The organism is Sneathiella chinensis (assembly GCF_012720115.1).
Taxonomy (GTDB): Bacteria; Pseudomonadota; Alphaproteobacteria; order Sneathiellales; family Sneathiellaceae; genus Sneathiella; species Sneathiella chinensis.
The window spans coordinates 1,023,348-1,042,226 of sequence record NZ_VNWN01000002.1; the positions used below are offsets into that span (position 1 = coordinate 1,023,348).

General features: G+C 51.0%; 14 protein-coding genes. 10 read left to right on the forward strand and 4 right to left on the reverse strand.

Translation table 11 applies throughout. The annotated features are described in order from the left end of the window. The first annotated feature begins 167 nt into the window (after positions 1-167). Positions 168-1,925, forward strand: a complete 1,758-nt coding sequence (locus tag FQB27_RS04895) for an adenylate/guanylate cyclase domain-containing protein (protein ID WP_169559720.1) — start codon at positions 168-170, stop codon at positions 1,923-1,925. Between the two features lie 18 nt (positions 1,926-1,943). Here the strand turns inward: FQB27_RS04895 and typA are convergent, their stop codons facing one another. Then, positions 1,944-3,767: a translational GTPase TypA gene (typA, locus tag FQB27_RS04900; protein WP_169559721.1), complete on the reverse strand. Its 1,824-nt coding sequence runs from the start codon at positions 3,765-3,767 to the stop codon at positions 1,944-1,946. Between the two features lie 306 nt (positions 3,768-4,073). Here typA and FQB27_RS04905 point away from each other — a divergent pair, with 306 nt between their 5' ends. Together FQB27_RS04905 and FQB27_RS04910 are read left to right on the forward strand one after the other, a co-directional pair. After that, a complete protein-coding gene (locus FQB27_RS04905; protein ID WP_284347806.1) occupies positions 4,074-4,451 on the forward strand; it encodes a phosphomannose isomerase type II C-terminal cupin domain in 378 nt (125 codons plus the stop codon). Next, entirely contained in the window at positions 4,448-5,635 is a 1,188-nt protein-coding gene (locus FQB27_RS04910; RefSeq protein ID WP_169559722.1) for a DUF6716 putative glycosyltransferase, read from the forward strand. Before FQB27_RS04905 ends, FQB27_RS04910 begins: the two co-directional genes overlap by 4 nt. Before the next feature lie 76 nt (positions 5,636-5,711). Here FQB27_RS04910 and FQB27_RS04915 read toward each other — a convergent pair whose 3' ends face one another. The 3 genes from FQB27_RS04915 to FQB27_RS04925 form a co-directional block, all read right to left on the reverse strand. Beyond that, complete coding sequence (locus FQB27_RS04915) at positions 5,712-6,866, reverse strand: NAD-dependent epimerase/dehydratase family protein (protein WP_169559723.1); 1,155 nt, start codon at positions 6,864-6,866, stop codon at positions 5,712-5,714. A gap of 14 nt (positions 6,867-6,880) precedes the next feature. Continuing rightward, positions 6,881-7,933 (reverse strand): polysaccharide biosynthesis protein, encoded by a 1,053-nt coding sequence (locus FQB27_RS04920; protein WP_206374316.1) that lies wholly within the window; start codon positions 7,931-7,933, stop codon positions 6,881-6,883. A 104-nt stretch (positions 7,934-8,037) separates the two neighbouring features. After that, positions 8,038-9,093 (reverse strand): phosphotransferase, encoded by a 1,056-nt coding sequence (locus tag FQB27_RS04925; protein WP_169559724.1) that lies wholly within the window; start codon positions 9,091-9,093, stop codon positions 8,038-8,040. Positions 9,094-9,230: 137 nt separating this feature from the next. On the opposite strand from FQB27_RS04925, the gene FQB27_RS04930 reads away from it, so the two are divergent. From FQB27_RS04930 to FQB27_RS04960, 7 genes are all read left to right on the forward strand, one after another. Then, entirely contained in the window at positions 9,231-10,163 is a 933-nt protein-coding gene (locus FQB27_RS04930) for an N-acetylneuraminate synthase family protein (protein ID WP_169559725.1), read from the forward strand. Positions 10,164-10,180: 17 nt separating this feature from the next. Beyond that, positions 10,181-11,362 carry an acylneuraminate cytidylyltransferase gene (locus FQB27_RS04935; RefSeq protein ID WP_169559726.1) on the forward strand — a complete coding sequence of 394 codons (1,182 nt, stop codon included), beginning with the start codon at positions 10,181-10,183 and terminating at the stop codon, positions 11,360-11,362. Between the two features lie 19 nt (positions 11,363-11,381). Then, positions 11,382-12,551 (forward strand): DUF6716 putative glycosyltransferase, encoded by a 1,170-nt coding sequence (locus FQB27_RS04940; RefSeq protein WP_169559727.1) that lies wholly within the window; start codon positions 11,382-11,384, stop codon positions 12,549-12,551. A 128-nt stretch (positions 12,552-12,679) separates the two neighbouring features. Further along, a complete protein-coding gene (locus FQB27_RS04945) occupies positions 12,680-14,755 on the forward strand; it encodes an ABC transporter permease (protein WP_169559728.1) in 2,076 nt (691 codons plus the stop codon). 5 nt (positions 14,756-14,760) lie between these two features. After that, entirely contained in the window at positions 14,761-15,408 is a 648-nt protein-coding gene (locus tag FQB27_RS04950; RefSeq protein ID WP_206374318.1) for an ABC transporter ATP-binding protein, read from the forward strand. Positions 15,409-15,443: 35 nt separating this feature from the next. Further along, complete coding sequence (locus FQB27_RS04955; protein WP_169559730.1) at positions 15,444-16,685, forward strand: KpsE/RkpR family capsule polysaccharide export protein; 1,242 nt, start codon at positions 15,444-15,446, stop codon at positions 16,683-16,685. A 55-nt stretch (positions 16,686-16,740) separates the two neighbouring features. Next, positions 16,741-18,546, forward strand: a complete 1,806-nt coding sequence (locus FQB27_RS04960) for a GSCFA domain-containing protein (RefSeq protein ID WP_169559731.1) — start codon at positions 16,741-16,743, stop codon at positions 18,544-18,546. The last annotated feature ends 333 nt before the right edge of the window (positions 18,547-18,879 follow it).

Below are 18,879 nucleotides of genomic sequence, written 5' to 3' on the forward strand. Positions count from 1 at the left end.
GGATTATGAAGAGCCGTACAGAAACCTGTGCGGCTCTTTTTGTTTCTGCAGTTAGCATCATTAACCTGTTCTTGCTGACAATTCATTTTTGACTTTGCCTGTTGGTCTTTTCATATCAACTATATGGAATATGGGGCAAAGAGCCCCGGTAAAGAGGATGTCTCTTTATGCAGGATACAGGGAGTAGTCACAGGCTGGCCGCCATTCTGGCCGCAGACATGGTGGGGTACAGCCGCCTGATGGGAGAGGATGAGCGGGGCACACTGGCACGGCTGAAAACCCATCGCATCGAATTGATCGACCCTTCAATTGAAAAGAATAATGGCCGGATTATCAAAACCACAGGGGATGGGATGCTTGTGGAATTTGCGTCTGTGCTGGATGCGGTGCAGGCGGCTGTGGAAATCCAGCGGCGCATGGGACGCCGCAATGCGGATGTGCCGGCCAACCGGCGGATTGAATTTCGGGTCGGTATCAATCTTGGGGATATCATACTGGAAGACGGCGATATTTTTGGGGATGGGGTCAATATCGCGGCCCGCCTTGAGGCCCAGTCCGATCCCGGCGGGATTTGCATTTCGCGGGGGATACGGGACCAGTTGGGGGACAAACTGGACGTGGGGTTTGAGGATCTGGGGCCGCTGGAGCTCAAAAATATCATGCGGCCTGTCCATGCCTATCGTGTATTGCTGAATGTTAGTGCGGCGGGCTCCGGTATGCCGGAGGAAAGTCAGGCCGACACAGAGCTGGACAAGCCAGTGATTGTGGTGCTGCCCTTGCTGAATATGAGCGGCGATGCGGAACAGGAGTTTTTTGCGGACGGCCTGACAGAGGATATCCTGACAGAGCTGTCCCGGTTTCGGGACCTTGTGGTTATATCCCGAACCTCGTCCTTTGCCTTCAAGGGAAGGAATGTCAGCGTTCAGTCTGTCGCCAGTGAATTGGGGGCCAAATATGCACTGGAAGGCAGTGTTCGGAAGGCTGGGAACCGGGTTCGGATCACGGTCCAGTTGATCGATGCCGAGGCAGACAAGCATATCTGGGCCGAGAAATATGACCGGGAACTGGAAGATATCTTTGCCATACAGGATGAGGTGACCTCATCCATCGTGGCGACGCTTTCCTCCCGGATGGAAGCGGTCACGCAGGAGCGGGCCAAGCGAAAGCGGCCCGAGAGTATGGCGGCGTATGAATGCCTGCTCACGGGCAAGAGGCTGCATCACAGTTCCAACCGGGAGGCCAATGAACAGGCGCTCAGCTATCTAAACCGGGCTATTGCCCTTGATCCCAACTATGCCCATGCCCATGCGTGGCGGGCCTGCGTTTTGGGGCAGGGGTGGGTGCATGGCTGGTGCGAGAATGAAGAAGAAACCTGGAACGAGGTTCTGGGAGAGTTGGAGGTCGCCCGGTCACTGGATGACGAGGATAGCGATGTGCACCGCATTTTGGCCGCCACCAATCTGCTGCGGAATGACTTTGACCGCTCGCTTTATCACCAGAACAAAGCCCTGACGCTGAACCCCAATGATGATCTGATCGTGGTGCAGCACGGCGAATTGCTGTCCTGGACGGGGCAGCCGGACGAGGGGGCCAAATGGGTCAGGAAGGCCATGCGGATCAACCCCTATTTCCCCGAACGTTTCTGGAACCATCTGGGCCGGGCACAGTTTATCGGGCATCACTATGAGGATGCGGTCAATTCCTTTCGGAAGCTGACCGTTCCCGATTTTACCCACCATGCCTTCATGGCGGCGGGATATGCTTATCTCGGGGATCGGGTTGCGGCAAAGGGTCATGCGGAAGAGGTGCTGCGCCTCAATCCCGACTTCACCATATCAGGCTATATGGAAAGCCTGCATTACAAGCATGAAAGCGATGCCGAGCATCACAGGGAAGGCCTCAGGAAGGCAGGGCTGCCTTCCTGAGGGATCAGGGTATCAGAATCAGGAGGCTTCCTTGGCGCGGGATGCCTTTTTCCGCTCATGCGGGTCAAGGTGGCGCTTGCGAAGCCGGATGTGGTTCGGTGTAACCTCAACCAGTTCATCATCATCAATATAGGCAATGGCCTGTTCCAGGGTCATTTTCCGGGGCGTTGTCAAGCGAACCGCTTCATCAGTGCCAGCGGCCCGGATGTTCGTCAGCTGCTTGGCTTTCAGCGGGTTGACCTCAAGATCGTTCGGGCGGTTATGTTCGCCCAGAATCATGCCTTCATAGACATCAACGCCGCTTCCGATAAAGAACGCACCGCGGGCTTCAAGGTTCCAGATGGCAAAGGCAACCGATTTACCGGTGGAATTGGCGATCAGAACACCATTGCGACGGCCCGGAATGTCCCCCTTGTGCGGAACATAGGAATGGAACAGGCGGTTCATGATGCCGGTACCGCGGGTATCGGTCAGGAATTCGCCGTGATAGCCGATCAGGCCCCGTGTCGGGCAATGGAAGGTAATACGGGTCTTGCCGCCACCGGACGGACGCATATCTGTCATGGTGCCCTTGCGAAGGGCGATTTTTTCCACGACCACGCCGGAAAACTCTTCATCCACATCCACGACAACCTCTTCCAGAGGCTCCAGCGTCTGGTCGGTGGCTTCGTCTTTGCGGAACAGAACGCGTGGGCGGCTGATGGAAAGCTCGAACCCTTCACGGCGCATGGTTTCAATCAGAACGCCAAGCTGCAATTCGCCGCGGCCGGAGACGATGTAGCTGTCGGCTTCGGGGCTGTCTTCAACACGGATGGAGACGTTGCCTTCGATTTCCTTCATCAGGCGGTCGCGGATAACGCGGCTCTGGACCTTGTCACCATCCCGTCCGGCGAGCGGAGAGGAGTTGATGGCGAAGGTCATGGAGATGGTCGGCGGATCGATCGGCTGGGCATCCAGCGGCTGGGTTTCTTCGGGCGTACCCAGTGTATCCGCAACCGTGGTTTTGGCCAGACCCGCGACCGAGACAATGTCACCGGCCCGGGCTTCATCAACGGTTTCCCGATCCAGTCCCCGGAAGGTCAGAATTTTGGAGGCGCGAGCATCCTCGATTTTTGAGCCGGTGCGGCTGAGTCCCTTGATCGGGTCGTTGGTTTTCAGGACACCGGCCTCAATACGGCCTGTCAGCAGGCGACCCAGATACGGGTTGCTTTCAATGGTGGTGACCAGCATGCGGAACGGGGCTGTTTCATCCACGCTTGGCGCCGGAACGTGCTTGACGATCAGGTCAAACAGGGGGTTCAGGCTTTCTTTTGGATCGGACAGATCCTTGACCGCCCAGCCTTCCTTGGCAGACGCGTACAGGATCGGGAAGTCCAGCTGTTCCTCGTTGGCATCAAGGGCCACCAGCAGGTCAAAGCATTCGTCCAGAACTTCTTCCGGGCGGCCATCCGGGCGATCGGCCTTGTTGATCAGGACAATCGGTTTCAGGCCAAGGCCAAGGGCCTTCTGGGTCACGAATTTTGTCTGTGGCATGGGACCTTCGGCGGCGTCCACAAGGACCACTACACCGTCAACCATGCTCAGGATTCGTTCAACTTCGCCGCCAAAGTCGGCGTGGCCCGGGGTATCGACCACATTCAGGCGGTATCCTTCCCACTCGACCGATGTACATTTCGCAAGAATGGTGATCCCGCGTTCGCGCTCCAGTTCGTTGGAGTCCATGGCCCTTTCAGCCACTTGTTGGTTCTCTCGGAACGTACCACTCTGTTTCAAGAGGCCATCCACAAGGGTTGTCTTCCCATGGTCAACATGGGCGATGATCGCTACGTTCCGAATTTCCATAGATTTCTTTACATTCACTGATAAAAAGGCGCGCGCAGTATAACGATCGTTCAGTATAAGGCAAGCATGAAGTAGGAGAGTCTTGTACGATTTAGCAGTGATCAGGGTTGCGGTGAAAACAGGGGGCCGACAGGGGCAAAATGTTAAGGAAACAGCAAGAATTGTTTTTGTAATCAGTTGACAAGACCGCCTTGGTGTTGAAATTAGGGTTCTTGTTAGAAACTGTTCCCGTTCGACCAAGGCGAGAATATGGTTTGTCTTTGTGAAGCAGGATAAAAGGGGGCGGCTATCCCTAATAAATATCGAATAGGTGACGAGGATCGCCGGCCTTGGGGGCACTGGATTGTCACGGATATTGGTGATGATTTTGTCGTAAAGCGGATTACTATCAATCCGGGTGCCCGATTGTCCTTGCAGTATCACCAGCACCGGGAAGAAATCTGGACAGTTGTACGTGGCGGCGGTGTTGCCGTCGTGGGTGATGAAACTGTTTCTCTGGAAGTGGGGCAAACGGTGCGTGTTCCGGTTCTGAAATCCCACCGAATGACCAATACGGGGCAGGACCCTCTTGTCTTCATCGAAGTGCAAAAAGGGTTGGAGCTTGACGAAGACGACCTTGTACGTCTTGAAGATGACTATGGCCGCTCTGTTTCCGTATCCGCTTCTTCTGCCACTGCGGAATGAATAAAAATCCCGGAAATAAATCTGTTCTGATATTTGTCGATTCCGACAGTCAGATTTTTGGGGCTCTGCCCCATGCCCATGCGTTCCGGGACAAGGGCTGGCAGGTGGTCTTTGGGTTGGGGGATGCAGGGAGCATTCCCGCCGCGGCGCTGGACCGGCTTGGCGGTGCCTTTGAAACCTTTCCATTGGAATATACGGAAGTCGCCGGACATGTCTTGGATGCGGGCTATAATGTTGTGGGGGTGTTCTCCAAGGCCAGCAAAATTCACCGGGTCCGTCAGCAGGTTGAGCAGAAATGCAATGGCGAAAATGTCCGTCGGCCGGGCCTGTTTACCGCCTTTAACGGATTTACCTATGAACGGTTTGAAGAAGGGCTCGCCTGGCGGGTCGGGTATGACCTCATTGCGCTGAACGGCCCAAGGGATGTGGCTTCGCTGCAGGATTTTCTGGCCTTTGGTGAGTGCAGTAAACAGCCTTACCGTATCTCCGGCCTGAAGCCATCCCGCCTGAGAGAGGCGGGGGAGGCGTCGCGCCCTGATAAAAAGGTTTTTGTTTTCGCAGAGCAGGTGATTGTTCCCCGTTCACGTGCGCAGCGCCTGTATCTGGTTGCTGAATTGCGACGGCTGGCGCTTGATAACCCGGATTGGACCCTGAAGATCAAGTGCCGGGTCAAGAAAACAGAACGAACCTTTCATCGTGTCTCCTATCATTTTCAGGATTTGCTGGCTCGCCTCGGACCAACGCCCGCCAATCTGGAAATTACCTATCAGGGGATGCCCGAGCTTTTGAGAGAGGCAACCCTGTTCGGAACGATCTCCTCAACCGCTTTCTTTGACGCCCTGCACGAAGGGGTGCCGTCCATTGTTTTCAGTGATTTTGGTATTGCCAATGCCTTGGGGACGCATGCATTTGCGGGAAGCGGTGTGGCGGTCCGCCTGAAGGATCTGGGCAGCCTTTCCGAAATTGTGGGCCTTATGCCCAATGCGGGCTGGCTGGAATGGGTCGGGGCCGCCAATGTGGAGGCCGGACAGGTTGCCGGGTATTTTGACGGCAAGGCCTTCCACGGTCATCAATTCGAGCCGCAGTATCTGGATGCCCGTGCCGTTGAGGTGTGGGAGGAAACCAAGAAGCGCTTTGTGTTTGGCGCTGTTCTGTCCCGGATGATCGGGATGTTCAGAAAATAACAGGGGCGTGTTAAGGTACCCATAAAAAAAGGGGAGAAAGCCTCGCTTCCTCCCCCCGTCATTCCAGAGACTGGACTTATTTTTTCCACTTCACATCGCGGAAGATGCAATCCGTCTTGATGCGATCCTTGTAACGGATGATCAGCTGCATCATCTCGTCCATGGTCTCGTCGGTCAGGTAGTGAGGCTCCAGCCCCAGTTCCAGAAGACCGGTGTGGGTGGGGTTATAGTAATGCTCTTCCATTTCCTTGCGCGGGTTCGGAAGGCTCTTGATGGAGACATCAAGACCGAGGCGGTCACCGGAGGCTTTTACCTTGGCCGCGATGTCGTTCACGGTGAAGGTTTCAACAACCTGGTTGAAAATGCGCAGCTGGCCGGGGTCTGCAGGGGATTCAACAGACAGGCGCAGGCACTGCAGGGTGTCCTTGATATTCAGGTAACCCCGGGTCTGGCCGCCCTTGCCATAAACTGTCAGCGGATATCCGGCAACAGCCTGAACCATGAAGCGGTTGATCACTGTTCCGAACAGTTCGTCATAGTTGAGGAACGGGAACAGATCGTCATGACCGGCATTTTCGTATGTTTCAAGGCCGTAAACCGGACCCTGCATCAGGTCGGTGACGCGCAGGCCCCATGTGCGGACGTAGAACCACAGAAGGTCTGTGTCCAGAACCTTTGTGGTGTGATAGAGGCTGCCGGCCTGACGGGGGAACAGGAACTTGTCCTTGCGGCCCTTGTGCTCAACTTCAAGCCAGCCTTCTTCGATATCAATGTTGGGGGTGCCATATTCGCCCATGGTGCCCAGCTTGATCAGGTGGCTGTCCGGTGTGTATTCATGCATCGCCTGAATGACGTTGAATGTGGCAACCAGATTGTTGTTGAAGGTCAGCGAGGCGGTCTTGCGATCCTTCATGGAGTAGGGGGCAGAAGGCTGCTCCGCATAATGAATGATTGAATCCGGCTTGAAGTCTTCAAAGACACTGGCCAGAAAATCCCAATCACACAGGTCGCCAATACGGACCTGAATGGACTTTCCGCTTTTCTCTTCCCAGAGCTGGGCCCGGCGGTGCAGGTTGGGTACGTCAAACAGGGGTTCGGAGTTTTCCTCACGGCTGAGGTTCCGCCGCATATAGTTGTCGACAACGACAACGTCGTGACCATGTTCGGACAGGTGCATGGCGGTTGGCCAGCCAAGATAGCCGTCACCGCCAAGGATCAATACACAGGACATGATGCTACGCCTTTTTAATTGAATTCGATGTTGTTGAGTACATTTCGTGACACCAGGTAGGACTTGATTTCATCAACTGTCATACAAGGCTCATTCGCGCTGACATACGGGTTCGTGACCACTTTGTTGGTCAGGGTTTCATACCCGTCATAGTCAATTTTCTCGTAGATGGGGGGGATGGACGGCTTGACCATGAACATGTGCTGAAGTTCGTAGGCCCGCGAGGTTTCCTCGTCGGTCATCAGTTCTTCATAGAGTTTTTCACCCGGCTTGCTGCCAATGGTCTCGATTTTCACGGACTCCGGGTCGCGGCCATATTTGGGGGCCAGCAGTTCAATCATGGCCTTGGCAAGGTCGATAATGCGGACAACCGGCATCTTCGTCACAAAGACTTCGCCGCCGCGGGCCATCCGGGAGGCCTCAAGCACAAGACCAGACGCCTCTTCGATGGTCATGATGAAGCGTGTCATGCGCTCATCGGTGATGGTCAGGTTGTCCCCGTTCTTGATCTGGTTATAGAAGATGGGCAGAACGGACCCCTTGGATCCAATGACATTGCCGAACCGTGTGCTGCTGAAGACGATATTTCTGTTCGACTTGATATTGAGTGCGGAGGTCATCAGACGCTCGCCCAGCAGTTTGGTTGTTCCCATGACGTTGGTCGGGTTTACGGCCTTGTCACTGCTGGTATAGATCACCCGGTTGACGGAGTAGGATTCAAGGGCGGCCTGAATGACGTTGGAGGTGCCGTCCGCGTTGGTCTTGACAGCATCGAGCGGGCTGGCCTCGCTGATGGTGACATGTTTCATGGCGGCCAGATGGAGAACGATATCCGCATCCATGGTCAGGTATTTCAGGCGGTCAAGGTCCCGGATGTCACAGAAAAAGCCGTTATAACGGTCCTCTTTCCGATACTGTTCATTCAGGTAGAAAAGAACGGACTCTCCGTTGTCGATTGCCTTCACTTCCTGAACATTCAAGTCCAGAAGCTGTTTGACAATTTCCTTACCGACAGTTCCAGCCGCACCGGTTACCAGAACTTTTTTGTTTTCAAACAAGGTATGCAAGATCAACTTCTCCAACACGCATCGCACGAGCAATATTTTGGGGTTTTATATGGGATAACGACCGTGTTCGCAAATATTTGATGTGAATAAAAGGGGCGGGATTATTACTTTGGTTTTTGAAGTGTAATATGATGGTTGTATAGTTTAGCTAACGCTTTGACTTTCAAAAGAAAATAATAACACCATAAAATGTTATGTATTTTGTCGTTTGAGGCACCCATTTGATATTTTCGAATCCGGTTGAGGACAGAAAGCCATCTTGAAAGCATTTCATAAAGGCCAATAAACAGGAACAGGGTCCAGATTTCTTCGTCTTGTGGCGCGCTGTCGGTCTGGAATTTGTCCTGATAATAATGCTTGAAGAATGTGGCGGCAGGGGCCGTTAGGTGGTTTTTCCGAAATACGGGGAAAGGGTTGTGCCGCAATAGCAGTTCGTTGCTGAACCAGCAGATATCCTCAAGAACAGAATCGACATACCCGGTAGAAATATCAATCCCGATGGTTCTCTCGCCGTTGCTGAGGAGGTTTCTGGGGGCGAAATCCCCATGCCGTCCGGCATAATCGGACAGCAGGCGCTCAACCTCGGGAACAAGGGTGCTGAGGGTTTGATAGTGTCTGTTGAAAAGCCTGCAGGTTTGAATGTCCTTCTGGATGGCGGGCTTGTGTCCAACGCTGGCATCAAGGCGCTTTATATATTTTGTGCCATTGAAGTTTTGCCGCCGGGTTGCGGTGATCTGGTGAAAGCGTTTAAGCCAGTGGGCCGCTGTTCTGATGACCTGCCCCCTGACGGCACTCGTGGGGCCTGTCCCTTTCAGGGTGTCGCGGGCCGCAGGCAGCTCAACCCATTCCATTAGCAGAATGCCCGGTTCGGGGAGCAATCCATAGGGTTGCGGGACAAGGGGCTGGGGGGCGTCTGGCGTTTCCTGTTCCTGCCACAGTGTTTTCAGGTTTTCATACTCGGTGACAAGCTGGCGGTCCGGGGATGTTTCGGATTTGCTTTTCTTGATGCAGATCGCCTGTCCGGTGGCGGTGTTATCGGCCCGATAGATGCGAGCGCGACGGCTTTCGAACAGTTTATCCGATAGGGTCCAGTGTCCTTTTCCTCCTGAGATTGTGTTTAGCGTCTCGCGCAGGACTGTGATGTCGGGATGATCTTTCATGAGGGAGAAGGCGGCTGGCGTCTGTTCGTCTTTGGATGAGGGTTGGGAAATTTACGTTTGTTCGAGTGTATGTTTATGGTATCAGGGTGGCAATTTAAATAAAGCGTTTCAAGATGTGCCGGTGTTAGGGGGCAAAAATGTCTGAAGTTCAAGTAATCGCGGAGATTGGCTGTAACCATAAAGGGGATATGGAAATCGCCAAGGAATTGATCAGGGTTGCTGCGGTTACCTGCGGGGCGCATGTTGCCAAGTTTCAAAAGCGCCACAACCGAGAGTTGCTGACTGCCGAGGAATATGACCGGGCTCATCCGGTCCCGGCCAATGCCTACGGGGATACCTACGGCGAACACCGGGAGTTTCTAGAACTGTCCGTTGAGCAGCACCGGGAATTGCAGGCTGAATGCGACAAATACGGCATCATCTATTCCACGTCCGTGTGGGACGTGACATCGGCCCGGGAAATTGCCTCCCTGAACCCGAAGCTGATCAAGATCCCTTCTGCGACCAATCTGCATTTCGAACTGCAGGAATATCTGTGCAAGCATTATGACGGCGAAATTCATGTTTCGACCGGCATGACCACGAAAGAGGAAATCGACCGGATCGTCGAATTTTATGAACAGCATGGACGCGCCAAGGATCTGGTGCTGTATGCCTGTACATCCGGTTATCCTGTTGAATTCAAGGATGTCTGCCTGCTGGAAATCAATGCCCTGCAGAAGCGCTACGGAAACCGGGTGAAGATGATCGGTTTTTCCGGTCACCATCTTGGCATTGCGACTGACGTTGCTGCCATGACCGCCGGTGTTCTGGGCGAGCAGCTTTATGGCGGGACATTCGGATATATCGAGCGTCACTTCACGCTGGACCGGACCTGGAAGGGGACAGACCATTCCGCAAGCCTTGAGCCGGATGGGCTGCGTCGCTTGTGCCGGGATGTGAAGAATGTCCGTCAGACCCTGCAGGCAAAATCTGAAGATGTTCTCGACGTTGAAAAGGTGCAGCGGGACAAGCTGAAATGGCAGCCCCGTGACGGTGAAGTTGTCGCCCTTGAGGGCGCAACTGCCTGAGGCGGTTTCAGGGCATCATGAATGTTGTCGCAATAATCCCTGCGAGGGGCGGATCGAAAGGAATCCCGGGCAAGAATAAAAAATTGCTCGGGGGCTTGCCGCTTATCAGCCATACCATCCGGGCGGCTCAGGGGGCGCTAAATGTGGGCCGGGTCTATGTCAGCAGTGATGACGACGAAATACTGGCCATCGCCGCCCGTGAGGGCGCGGTTGCGGTAAGGCGTCCCGATGCGCTGGCAACCGATGAGGCCAGTTCTGAAACCGCCCTTCTGGATTGCCTTGAGCAGATATCCGGGGCGGGGCCGCTGCCTGACTATATTGCGTTTCTTCAATGCACGTCCCCCTTCGTGACCTCGGCAGAAATCGAGGAAGTTGTTCAGAAGGGAACCGCAGAGGGGGTGGATAGCGCCTTTAGTGCGGTGCCGGATCACGCCTTTTTGTGGCAGGTTGGCTCAGATGGCTTGGCCGAAGGGGTCAATCACAACGCGGATGAACCCAGAAAACGGCGGCAGGACCTGCCTGCCCAGTTTCGGGAAAATGGCGCCATTTATGTGATGAAAACCGGCCCCTTCCTGCGCGAGAGAGAGCGGTTCTGCGGCAACACTGTCGTTGTCCCTGTGAAGGGGAGTCCGCTGGAACTGGATACGCTGGAAGATTGGGACAATGCGGAAAAGCTGATGGCGATCCGTGCGTCCTCCCCGGACCGACAGGCACAGCCCTCTGGCCTTGTGCCGCAGATTATTCGAACCGTTGTCATGGATTTTGACGGAGTTCATACAGACAATCGGGTCTATGTTTCCGAAGCGGGCGTTGAAAGCGTTGTCTGTAGCCGGGATGACGGTTTTGGCGTGGAATTGCTGCGAAAAAGCGGCTTCCGGCTGCTGATCCTTTCAAAAGAGAGAAATCCTGTCGTCAGGCTTCGGGCTGAAAAGCTGAAGGTTGAAGTGATGCACGGTGTGGATGAGAAGGAGGCCATTCTTTCCGGGTGGCTGTCTGACAACAATCTGGACTGGAAGGATGTGGCCTATATCGGCAATGACCTGAACGATCTGGACTGTATTCGCCGTGCGGCCCTCGGTTTCTGCCCGGCCGATGCCCACCTGACCGTCCGCAACCATGCCGACCATGTCTTGAAGAATGCTGGCGGGTCCGGCGCCATTCGCGAAATGGCAGAGCTCCTGCTGGATGCCGCCCGCTAGGCAAGTGAAATATACTGAAATGTCTGAAGTAGAAAAAAGCACCAAAAACAGGGCTCTGCTGTTGTTCAAGGACGACAGCTCGCTGATGTCTGCTGTGAAGTTGGAGCGCATCTTAGGCGGAGAGAATTTCACCTTTGAGTATTGCTACGCACATAATTCAAGACATGGCGGCAGGGAGCTTTCAGAACGTCAAATAAACCTTAGCCTCGAAGGACGAAAAGTCGACTACACCCTTGAAATTCGGGAGGCTTCAGATGAAAGGTTCCTGGAAAAGTTTGATACTGTTTATGCCTGTAAGTATCCTGGTATATTCAAAATGAAGTGGGTGCTGAGGTTGTGGAATTTTAAAGCTCGGCGGCCTTGTTTTGTTTCTTCATTTCCGGGGATAGAGTTTACTCCAAAATCGGGGATTAGGGCTCGTCAATATTCCGATGTTGTTTGTTTGAACACGGTAGATGATGTCTCGGTTTTTAGGAAGTTCGCATCAAAAAGGTGGCAAAAGAATACGGAAGCCATCCAATTTAGTCCGTTCTTTTTTAGTAAAAATAAAGTTCATGCTGAGGCGCCTGTTCGCAATGTTGTGTTTTTTTCTCAGAGCGTTATGCCTGAGTCTCGAGAAGGTCGTGTAGACGTTTTAGGGTTTTTGGTGGAGGCAGCTAGGTTGAACCCTGGCGTGCTCATAACAATCAAGTTGCGACATCTTGAAAATGAAAACAAGGTGCATACCCACAAGGAGCAATATTCCTATCCGAGTTTGTTGCGAGAGGAGTTTCCCTTGGACGCTCCTGAAAATCTGGTTTTTAGTGCTGATAGTATGGAAAAGATCCTGGAAGAATGTGATTTTGCTGTCACTGTAGCATCTACTGCAGGGGTTGAGGCGCTGGGAAGTGGGATTCCGACCTTGTTTCTCGGTGATTTTATGGGAATTCGCGATGAATGGTACCACAAGGCATTGATTGAATTTGTTGGTGAAAGCGGATTGTTGGGCGGAAAAGAAGATTTGTTGAGTTTGAGGCCTTCGCGTCCGGATGAAGCGTGGTACATGAATACGATGTCGACAGAGGATCATGTGAAAATTTTGACGGAGAAAATCCTGGGCTTCGATCACGGGAAAGCTGCTAGAGGTGAAGGGTATATCGGAAAGTTGCTCCCTCAATCCTTGAAGCGTTTTTTATATTCTTTTTTATAATTTTTTTTGCGATCTGTAGGGACAATGAAACTTTATGCAATGAAACATCATGGTAGAGCGGAAATGTCGCTTTTTTACTGTTTTCAGTTTGTGGAACGCTTTGCCTTGAAAGGTGATTGGAAAAAGTCATGATTTTTTCGCAAGGCATCAGGAGGGCGATTAGAAAAGGTGATTTTAAATTTGCTTGTGAACTGCTGAAGCAGACAGAAGCGGTTTTACAGAATACTCCTGGAGCAATTTTTATCCTGGGGCGGCTATATTTTCGCGTTGGAGAATATAGCAAAGCACTGGATTGTTTTCGGAAGGTGGAAAGCAGATTCTCTAGACAGTTCCGATACTGGAAATTTCGCGCAAAGGCTAGCTATTCTTCCTGTGACTATGGGGATGCCAGCCTCAGTTTCAAAAAAATGTCTGACGCTGGAAGTGTAGATGAGTATCAGCAGGCTTGTTGGGCTATCAGTGCTTACCGTTGTGGTGCATTTCAGCAAGCTTTTGAATTGTTCGACGAAATTTCGGATTATTGCGATCAGTTTTTTTATTTGAGGTCGTTTCGAGGGTTCGCTGACACCTTGGCAAATGGCGCGAAATTTGAGCCGGAATTGAGAATGAAATGGCCAGAATTGGTCGTTGTGCAAGGAATTGTACAATGCCGCCAGAAGGCTCTTCTGCAAGAAGAGGAGTTGCTAACATCATTGCTCTTGAATAGCCCTCCAGGGGTTTGGGGGCGGTCCTTCTTTTGTGGGGAGGGGAGTGTCAGAGGAGGAGCCCCGGAATCCAAGGCTGTGCTTGGTGAGTTGGTGGCGCATTTGGAAGGAAGCCTTGTTTTGAATGAGGACTGGAGCAAGAGATCCGAGGTTTTCGGACTGGTCCTTGCCCGCATCAATTTTTCCATCAGGAAGCTGGGTCAAGCTGCTACTCTTTATTCTCAATTGTTCCAAAGTCCCGAAATGAATTTTTATGACTATCAATTGGCAGGGGCTTGTTGTTTCCGTGCAGGAGACCTGGAAAGTTCAAAAGTTATCTTTTTACGGCAAATTGAGTGGAAACCCGATGACCGTCACGCCTATTTCAATTTGGCTTTGATTTACGATGAATTGGGGGAGCTCGAAAAAGCTCTGGAATATGCTAAAATCCAACTCAATATTGTACCGAGGCATGCTGGCGCCTTGATGTGGCTGGCGGAGGTTTATATTGACCTAGACCTTGAAATATTGGCGGAGCAGCAGCTTGTAAAGCTAGTCCATATCAAGAATAAAAACACAAATCGTTTTGGCCTGATTAAAAAGAAGTTCGAGGGCGTATTCGGCCGTCCGATTAAGCCAAAATCAACGCCTGCCGATTTCAGCTATATTGACTGGTCCAGAATTTCGGTTCCTGACGAATTTGTCCTGACGGAAGATTTAATCGATGTAAAGCCTCCCCGTAAGAGAGGAGAAAATACCTTAAAAATCCTGTTTCGTGTCGTTGGAGCCCTCATGCTGCGTGAAATGACGACGCGTTTCGGCAGAAATGGGTTGGGGTATCTTTGGGTCGTGATTCAGCAGATCATATTTATTAGTGTTTTTGCCCTGCTGTTCGAATATCGTGGTCGCAGTTTGCCATATGGCGTCTCGATGCTGGCCTTTCTTATTACTGGCATCAACGCGTTTTTTATTTTCAGAAATACCGTATCTCAGGTAAGGAATGCGTTAAAAAGCAACATTAGCCTTCTCTATTATCGGCAGGTTTCCCCATTTTCTATTTACATGTCGAGGGCCGTTTTGGAAACCTTGACAGGTATTTTCATTTTTGGTGCTTTGGTCGGGATCTCGGTTGTTAGTGGGGAAGAACTAAGGATGACCAGCGTTCTTCAAGTGCTTGGTATTCTTGTTATGCTGGGGCTTTTCGGAACCTGTTACGGACTTCTGATGGCGACCATTTCAACGTTTGTGCCGTCGATCAAGCATTTTGAGCAAGCGATTAACAGAATTCTTTTTTTCACCTCAGGTCTCTTCTACTATGCAAACGAGTTGCCACAGGGGTTGCGCGAGATATTGCTGTGGAATCCCTTGCTGCATCTGATTGAACTACTTCGTGATGGTTTCTTCGCAACCTATACCGCAGAATATGCCAGCCTTGAGTATGTGATGTGGTGGACAGCCGGGTTTTTATTTTTTGCCCTTATTCTGGAGATCGTTGGACGGAAAAGGATGCTGGAAGCTTGATAATATTGAATAACATATCAAAGCGGTACCTCACAAAGAATGGTGAAAGAGTTGTTCTTAACCCTACGTCTTTGAAAATCCCTAGCAATGAACATATTGCCATACTTGGGCGTAATGGGGCTGGGAAGTCGACGTTGTTGCGGATGATTGCGGGGGTGGAGCAGCCAGACCAAGGTAAAATTGTGCGCTTGGCGCATTTGTCGTGGCCGATCGGGTTCGGTGGGGCTTTGCACAATGCGCTGACAGGGCGCCAAAATGTTGAATTTACTGCCAGAATAAACTCTGTTGATATTGAAGAGGCGACGCAGTACGTCGAGGATTTTTCCGAGCTTGGTAAATATCTGGATGAGCCGGTTTCAACCTACAGTGCCGGAATGAGGTCGCGTTTGGCTTTCGGGCTAAGCTTAAGTATTGATTTTGACTGTTATCTGATTGACGAAGCAATTTCTACTGGTGATAAATGGTTCAGGGAAAAAGCTGCCCTTGCATTTGATGAGCGAAGACAGACATCAGGTGTCTTGTTCGTCTCTCATAATCCAGGAACGGTAAAGCGGTTCTGTGATAAAGGGTTAGTCCTTGTTGAAAGCCGGTTGGTTCCGTTTTCGGATCTGGACGAAGCAATTGATTTCTACAATTATGGCCTTCTGAAATAGGCTTGATAAAGTCGCTGAATTGAAAGCAGTTTATAGTGAGCAACGAAGAACGAGTACCGGTTGTCAGAACTGGAAAGCAAGTGGAGCCTCAGCGCGCTGGTCAGAGGGGGCTGGCGCAAATTGTGGAGGCTGCTTCTGCACCGGTAGTGTATGAAAAAGCCAATAAGTCGCGACTGTCTTTATATTTGCAGTTCCTGTTTATATTGATTATTCCCACAATTGTTGCTGTTGTCTATTTCGGTTTTATTGCTTCTGATCGGTATGTATCGAACAACCGTATTGTCATTCAGTCCGCAGACATGGGGGCGGTGAGCGGTGTTGCCAGTTTGATTACGGGTAGTTCGTTGGGAGGTGGTGGAGGTATGGGGTCGCAGGGCGATATCCTAGCCAGCTACATACACTCAAACAGCATATTGCAAGAACTGGATAACTTGCTGGATCTGAGAAAAATTTATTCTCCAGAAAGCGTGGATCAGTTTTCCCGGCTGGGCGATGAGGCTTCCCAAGAAGATTTTCTTGAATATTACCGCAAAATGACGCTTGTGGAATGGGATCCGGGAACGAGCCTGCTATATGTGGAGGTTGAGGCCTTCACACCCAATGATGCAAAGTTAATACTCGATACGATCATTATGCTAAGCGAGGAAAAGCTTAACTCTCTCAAAGAAAGAAAGCAAAGTGACCGGGTTGCTTTCGCTCGCCAAGAATTGAAGTTGGCAGAGGAAAGACTTTTTCAGGCTCGGCTGGCTGTAGCGGACTTTCGTCGAAAGTATGGCGAGATTGACCCCCTGAAATCTGCTGAAGCCAAGGGCAGCTTGCTGGCGACTTTGAACGAAGAATTGGCCGCGGCCAGGACCGAGCTGACGTCGTTGAGATTTGCGCTAAAGCCCGAAAGTCCGCAGGTGCAGTCCGCTGTAGCGCGTATCAAGGCCTTGGAGGAGCAGGTAAGTCAGGAAAAGGCCAAGGCGACCCGTCAGTTGAAAGGGGATAATTCTACCGCCCTAAGCGATTTGGTTACCGAATTCGAGGGTTTAATCATTGAAGAAGAGTTTGCACGAGCAACCTATACGTCAGCGCTGGCCTTTCTTGAAAACACCCGTGCTTCAGCTCAACAAGACAGTAGTTATGTCGTCGATTTCATTGAAGCCAACCTGCCGCAGGAAGCGACACAGCCCAAGCGGTTGCAAATTATCGCATCTGTTTTCGTAATCTGCTTGTTAGTTCTGGGTATTGGTAATTTGATCGTTGCTGCAATCAAGGAGCAGGCGCGACTATAGTGTTGTTGAAATTTATGTGCGGGCCGGCGAGCGCATACGGAGTGAAGGTGAAGATATGAAGGTTGCATTTTCGGGATCTTGTTTGAGTGCAGAGATTGTAAAGGCGATGACTGCAATAAGCCCTAAGATAGAAGTGGCGGGGTTTATTAATCACATGAGAACCGACGTTTTGAGTCAAGCGTTGAGTGATGCTGAAGTACTTCCCTTTAGAGAGACCGCGAAAGATTTTATAGCAAATTTCTCTAAAACGCATGACGCTGAACAGAGGAATGGTCGACGCATTCTAAGGCAGTGTCGCGAAAGTTTTTTGAACTTTGTTTCTTTTTACAAAGAATGTGATCTATTCATAATCGATACCAATTATGACTTGTCTGCGAAGGCAGTCCTTTTTCGTGATGAGGGGCAGGAGTACTGTCTGTCAAATGTCGCGGTTGATGCGAATACGTCTGATGTCCGGCAAAAGGGTGTTTTAAAACCAGAAGAAGTTGTGGTCGCTTATGAAGAGGTCGTACGCAAACTCAGGGCGATAAACCCCGATTGTAGAATTGTACTTGTGCAATATCCGGTGAGCGGTTTTGAAAAGGTAGCCAGCACAGCGAAGGTAAGAATTTCAAGGGCATATGAGTTGTCCCAAAAACTCTCAGTCGTTGAAGCAGAGGTGCTCCCCCTTTGGGATATTGCTGACTATGAGCTTTCTTCCAAAGGACCTCTTTATTTCGGCGAGGAGGTGTACCGTCGTTATGCAAAAGTGATTTTAGAGGGGGGGCAGGCGAATGATACCGCTGCGCAGGCAACGAGCGCGAAACCCCTGTCGCAAAGCAGTCCAAGCGGGAAAAAGCACCCTTATGTGGATTTGTCAAAAAAGCGATTGTGGAGAACAGGGGTCGCTACTCAATCTCCCACTTATTTGCCGGATATTTATAAAAAGAAATTTGAAATTTCAAAGACTGATAAGGTTGCCACTTTCGGTAGCTGCTTTGCGCAGCATATTGGGCGCAGGATGCAGGCGTCAGGTTTTAATTTCCTGGATAAAGAGCCAGCTCCTTCAGGCTTTTCTCCCGCGGATGCTGTTGCGCATGGATATGGAATTTATTCCGGGCGGTATGGAAACGTTTATACTCCCAAACAGTTGGTGCAGTTGTTTGACAGAGCCTTTGGCGGGCAGAATCTCGATGAAGTGTGGAAAAATGAAGGTCGTTTCTATGATGCTTTTCGGCCAAACCTGCAACCCGGCGGCTATAGTTCTCTGGATGCTCTGTTGGAAGAACGAGAACAACACCTGAATGCAGTTAGGTCCCTTTTCGAAGAATTGGACGTCATGGTATTCACATTGGGGCTAACCGAGGCTTGGGTGAATAAACAGACCGGAGCAGTGTACCCTATTTGCCCAGGGGTGACCGCAGGCGAGTTTGATGAGGGTCTATATGAATTTAAAAATTTCACTTTCCGTGAAATTTATGATGATTTGCTGGATGTCTTTTCCAAAATCAAGGGAGTGAATAAATCCGTTAAAATCTTGCTGACAGTATCACCCGTCCCTTTGACTGCCACGGGCGAAGATAGGCACGTGTTGGTCTCTACAACTTACTCTAAGTCCGTACTTAGAGCAGTTGCAGGAGAGATTTATGACAGGCATGATTTTGTTGATTATTTCCCTTCCTATGAAATTATCACACAACCGGGGGCGCGGGGTGTGTTTTATCAGGAGAACTTGAGAAACGTACATGATGCAGGCGTCGATTTTGTCATGAGGCACTTCTTTGATGAGCATTCCGATGGCTATGTCGAGGATGATCTCGCGAACAATAACGATGAGTTGTGCGATGAAAAGTTTCTCGATATTGAAAAGCTGGTGCAGTGATGTGAGTGCCCTTTGAAGCCTGCTTCAGTTTTTGAAAATACATTTGGCACCAAGGCTTGGGGGTGCTTTTTTCTGGAGATGGACCACGAAAAGGTGCTTTGGGTTGCAATTCGTCCCGTTTTTGGCAAAGGTATGGCGTTTTTCAGTTCTGACTATGTGAACTGGCACAAGGTATACCAGTTTCCTGAACTGCCTTTGAAGAAGTGGCGCCGAAATCATATATTAAGAGATTTTTCCAGATGCCAGAGAGGCTATGATCAGGAGCCTTCTTTCAATCATTTGATTTTGTCCGGCAATCGGGGGCTTCTGATAGAGAAGGCCGAGTAGTTTTGC